This is a genomic window from uncultured Fretibacterium sp. (genome assembly GCF_938040765.1).
In the GTDB taxonomy this organism is placed as follows: Bacteria; Synergistota; Synergistia; order Synergistales; family Aminobacteriaceae; genus CAJPSE01.
In genome coordinates this window covers 1-5051 of record NZ_CALIAA010000018.1, presented here as the reverse complement: position 1 = coordinate 5051, position 5051 = coordinate 1, and the positions used below count along the sequence as shown (strand labels likewise).

The 5051-nt window shown below is 65.1% G+C and carries 4 protein-coding genes; all 4 read right to left on the bottom strand.

Features of this window, described 5'->3' with window-relative positions:
* Positions 1-155: 155 nt before the first annotated feature.
* The 4 genes from Q0176_RS00585 to Q0176_RS00570 are packed head-to-tail and all read right to left on the bottom strand — an operon-like array spanning position 156 to position 4718.
* Positions 156-1286 carry an isocitrate/isopropylmalate family dehydrogenase gene (locus Q0176_RS00585; RefSeq protein WP_299297988.1) on the bottom strand — a complete coding sequence of 377 codons (1131 nt, stop codon included), beginning with the start codon at positions 1284-1286 and terminating at the stop codon, positions 156-158.
* A 55-nt stretch (positions 1287-1341) separates the two neighbouring features.
* The gene (locus tag Q0176_RS00580) at positions 1342-1845 is read right to left on the bottom strand and encodes a 3-isopropylmalate dehydratase small subunit (RefSeq protein ID WP_299297986.1); all 504 of its coding nucleotides are present in this window, start codon (positions 1843-1845) and stop codon (positions 1342-1344) included.
* An 11-nt stretch (positions 1846-1856) separates the two neighbouring features.
* The gene (locus tag Q0176_RS00575; RefSeq protein ID WP_299297984.1) at positions 1857-3116 is read right to left on the bottom strand and encodes a 3-isopropylmalate dehydratase large subunit; all 1260 of its coding nucleotides are present in this window, start codon (positions 3114-3116) and stop codon (positions 1857-1859) included.
* Between the two features lie 42 nt (positions 3117-3158).
* On the bottom strand, positions 3159-4718 hold the full coding sequence (locus tag Q0176_RS00570; protein WP_299297982.1) for a 2-isopropylmalate synthase: 1560 nt from the start codon (positions 4716-4718) through the stop codon (positions 3159-3161).
* Between the last annotated feature and the right edge of the window lie 333 nt (positions 4719-5051).

Sequence of the window (5051 nt, the reverse complement as noted above, 5' to 3'; positions counted from 1 at the left end):
ACGCGCGATATCATAACAAAACGAAAAGGCAGATGTCAAGAAAAAACCCCAATTCGGAGCGACAGGGGCGCTTGGATTTACAATCCTGCATCGTAAGTCCGAAAACTCCCAGGGGCAACGCTTTCCCCAGCCGTCGACGGCACGGCCTCTTTCGTTCAGAGGCAGCGGATGACGCCCTCCCCCACCTGCGGGGACAGCGCTTCTCCGCCCATCTCCACGGGCTTTTCGGCGGTGGACGCCCGCTCCAGGTAGGTCTCGATGGCCTGATTCAGAACACGGGCCCCGTCCGTCTCGCCGATGTGATCCAGCAGGAGGGCCGCGCAGAGGATGGCACCCAGGGGGTTGGCCTTCCCCGTCCCCGCAATGTCCGGGGCGGAACCGTGAACCGGCTCGAACATCGAGAGCCCATCCCCGATGTTGCCCCCGGCCGCCAGCCCCAACCCGCCGATCAGGGCGGCCTGAAGGTCGCTCACGATGTCGCCGAACAGATTGGGGCAGAGGATGACGCCGACATTCGCGGGGCGGCGCACCAGGTTGTAGCACAGGGCGTCCACGTTCTGGACCCTGAGAGTCATGTCCGGGAACTCCGCGTCGGCGACGCGCTTCGTCTCCTCGTCCAGGAACCCGTAGAGCTGAGGGACCGCGTTCGCCTTGCTCGCCAGGATGACCGTGTCCTCCCCGCGCTTTCGGGCCAGCTCGAAAGCGCGGCGGGTGACGCGCTCGATCCCCCGCCGCGTCAGCGCCCCGACCTGGAGGGCCATGGCGTCCCCCGAGCTCAGCCCCGCCTCGATGCGGCCTGAAAGGGAGTAGAGTCCCCGTTCGCAGGCGAGGGGGGCGTCCACCCTCCCCTCATGGGAGACAACTCCCAACCCCATATAGAAATCCTCCGTGTTCTCCCGAACGACGACGGAGTCGATGCGTCCTCCCTCCGGAAGACGTACGGGAAGGGCGACGCCCGGGTAGCTCCGCGCCGGACGCAGGTTGATGTACTGGTCGAAATGGAACCTCAGACGCAGCAATATCCCGCGTTCCAATATGCCCGGTTTGACGGACGGATCTCCCACGGCGCCCAAAAGCAGGGCCTCGCACTTTTCCAGCTCCCCCAGGGCGGAGTCGGGAAGGGTCTCGCCATGACTTTTCCAGTAGCCCGCCCCAAAGGGGAAGGAGACCCACTCGACCCCAAAACCGCACCGCTCCCCGACCGCTTCGACGACTCTGCGGGCCTCACCCACCACCTCAGGACCAATGCCGTCGCCCGGAAGCAGGGCAATAACACGTTTTCTCATCCTTATCCTCATCCTCTCCTCATCGCGTCAGGGACCGTCTCGGCGGGCGAAGCCCTCAAGACGCCTCCAGCTGTTTTTTGACGTAGGGAACCAGCCCGCCCAGCTCGATCAACTCGCGAAGGAAGGGGGGGAAAGGGCGCGCCGCCCAGGAAAGACCGCGCGTCCGATTCGTCACGATCCCCGTCTCCATATCGACCTCCAGTTCATCGCCCTTCTGCGTGGCCTCGGCGGCCTCGGGGCATTCGAAGATGGGCAGCCCGACGTTGATGGCGTTGCGGAAGAAGATGCGGGCGAACGACGCGGCGACCACGCAGGATACCCCGCAGCCCAGCAGGGCCAGGGGCGCGTGCTCGCGGCTCGAACCGCAGCCGAAGTTGGACCCGGCAACCATCAGATCCCCCTTCCGCACCGCCCCCGCAAACGAGGCGTCGATGTCCTCCATGCAGTGGGGGGCCAGCTCTTCCGGAACGCTCGTGGAGAGATAGCGCGCCGGGATGATGACGTCCGTATCGATGTTGTCTCCGTACTTCCAAACCGTGCCCTTCAGTGTCGTGTACATCGACTTCCTCCTCACGCGACTTCCCTGGGGTCCGCGATGCGCCCCATGACGGCACTGGCCGCAGCCACCATCGGCCCGGACAGCACGACCTCGCTTTTGGGGCTGCCCATCCGCCCCACAAAATTGCGGTTGCTGGTCGAGACGCAGCGCTCGCCCGCCGCCAGAATGCCCGTGTGTCCGCCCAGGCACGGGCCGCAGGTAGGCGTGCTGATCACCGCCCCCGCCTCCGTCAAAATTTTGAAGTAGCCCCGCTCCAGGCAGGTGTTGTAGACCTCGTAGGAGGCCGGTATGACGATGAGGCGCACCCGGTCGTGAACGCGGCGGCCCTTGAGGATGCTCACCGCCTGCTCGATATCCGAGACGCGGCCGTTGGTACAGGAGCCGATAAACACCTGGTCTATCACCTGATCCCCGCACTCCCGGGCCGGACGGACGTTCTCCGGCAGGTGGGGCAGAGCCACGAGCGGCTCCAGTGCGCTCAGATCCACCGTCATGCTCTTGGCATACCGCGCGCCCTCGTCGGGGTACAGGGGATGAAAATCACGCTTCGCCCTGCCCTCGACGTAGTCGAGGGTCACGGCGTCCGGCACGAAGAGCCCGGCCTTTCCCCCGGCCTCGATGGCCATGTTCGCGACGGTCATGCGCGCGTCCATCGAAAGGCTCGCGCACCCGGGCCCGCAGAATTCGAACGCCATGTATCGGGCCCCCTCGACGCCCGTTTTTGCGATGATCGAGAGGATCACGTCCTTTCCGCCGGTCCACGGGGAGAGCGCTCCCTCCAGGACGATGCGGTAGGTCTCGGGGACCCTCAGCCAGGTCCGTCCCAGGGCCCAGGCCCCGGCCAGGTCCGTCGAGCCCACCCCCGTGGCCAGAGCCCCCAGGGCCCCGCCCGTGCAGGTGTGGCTGTCGGCGCCCAGGATGATCTCGCCCGGCAGGATATACCCCTGCTCCGGAAGGAACGCGTGCTCCACGCCCACCCGGCCGACCTCCCAGTAGAGCAGGCCCTGCTCGCGTGCAAAGGTCCGCCCGATCACGGCCTGTTCGGCCGAGGCGATGTCCCGGTTGGGCGTGAAGTGGTCGGGAAGGATGGCGCAGCGGTTGACGTCAAAGACCTTCCGGGCCCCCATCCTGCGGAGTTCCCGGATAGCCGGGGGCGCGGTGATGTCGTTGGCAAAGGCGAAGTCCACGCCCACCCCGCAGATGTTTCCCGCCTCGACCGGGTCCTTCGTGTGAGCGGCGATGACGGCCTCCGCCAGAGTATATGGTTTCATGTTCTGCCTCCTTGTGGGTTGATCTCCTTTATTTTTCCGCCCTCACGCGGCCTTTCGCTTTTTCTGCAGCTCCACCCCCCTGGCCGCGGCCAGGATGTACAAACGGTTGACCGCGTGGATCAGGGCCTTGATGGCGGACTCGACGATATCCGTGCTGACGCCCCTGCCGGGGGCGACGATATCGCCCGACCGCAGTGTGACCATCGCCTCCCCCATGGCATCCGAGTGGTCGCTGGTGGCGTTGATGCCGAACGCGATCAGTTCGGGCTCCAGCTCAATGGCGCGCCAGATGGCGCGATAGGCCGCGTCCACCGGGCCGTTGCCCGTCGCCGCGTCGCTGATCTCCCCTCCGTCGGTCGTCAGCATCACCACGGCAAGGGCAGGCCCTTCTCCCGTCTTTACGGAGTAGCGCTTCAGCTCGTAACGGTTCTGTTGGCCCTTCAGGAGGATCTCGTCGGCGATCAGAGCGGCGAGATCCCCATCCGTCACATCCTTTTTGGTATCGCAGAGCTTCTTGAAGAGGGCGAAAGCCGTCTGAACCTGCTCGGGCGTCAGGGCGTAGCCCAGGTGCTCGATACGATCGACGAAGGCGTGGCGTCCCGAGTGCTTGCCCAGCACCAGCTCGGTTCCGGAAGCTCCAACGTCCTCCGGCTTCATGATCTCGTAGGTCAGGGGGTTGTTCATCACGCCGTGCTGATGGATACCCGCCTGATGGGCGAAGGCATTGGCCCCCACGATGGCCTTGTTCGGCGGAACGACGACGCCGGAGAGGCGCGACACGAGGGAGCTGACCGAGTGCAGCTTCGTGGTGTCCAGCCCGGTCTCCAGACCGTAACAATCCCGGCGCGTCTTGAGCGCCATGACGATCTCCTCGAGGGAGGCGTTGCCGGCGCGCTCCCCCAGGCCGTTGATGGTACATTCCGCCTGACGGGCCCCGGCGCGGATGGCCGCCAGGGAATTGGCCACGGCCAGCCCCAGATCGTCGTGGCAGTGGACGGAGTAGACCACATCGTCGGGCGCTCCGACCCCCTCCATGATCGCCCTGCAGAAGCCGTAGAACGTCTCGGGCGTCGCGTAGCCGACGGTATCCGGGATGTTCAGCGTCGTGGCTCCTGCCGCGACCGCCGTCCTGAAGACCTCGATCAGGAAGGGCAGCTCGGACCGGCTCGCGTCCTCCGCGGAGAACTCCACGTCTTCGACAAGCCCGACGGCCAGAGAAACGCCAAACCGAACCTCTTCAAGGACCTCCTCGGGAGTCAGCCGCAGCTTATCCCTCATGTGGATGGGGCTCGTCGCGATGAAAGTGTGGATGCGCCGCCGGGGAGCGCCCTTTACCGCCTCGTAGCAGCTCCGTATGTCGTTCTCCCTCGTGCGGGCCAGACCTGCGACGACCGGCCCCTGGACCTCCTCCGCTATGGTGCGGACGCACTCGAAGTCGCCGGGGGACGCCGCCGGGAAACCGGCCTCGATGACGTCCACTCCAAGCCGGGCCAGCCGATGGGCTATCTGAAGTTTCTCCGCAACGTTCAGGTTCCCTCCTGCGGCCTGCTCTCCGTCCCGCAGCGTCGTGTCGAAGATCCATACCCTGTTCTTGTCCCGCATCCTCTTGTCTCCTCCTTGTCGTTCCCCGCATCTCTGAATGAGGTTCTTCCTCTCCGGGAGACGGGAAAAACCAACAAAAAAACGGAGTCCGCCTGGGCGGACCCCGTTTTTTCTCTCTCTTGCACCGCTCGGACTTTCAGCTCAAACACCGAGAGGCGCCGACCCAGAAAAAAGGGGATCCGCGAGAGCGAAAAGTCCGAGGAGAAGGAGAGCGAACCGAACGTTCGATATCAGGTGTTTCATCCAGGCACGTCCCGTCGTAAACGCCATCTTCCCCGGTCCCCTTTCTGTGGAATCGTCGCCGCGGGTCAGACGGGCAGCCTGTCCTAACCG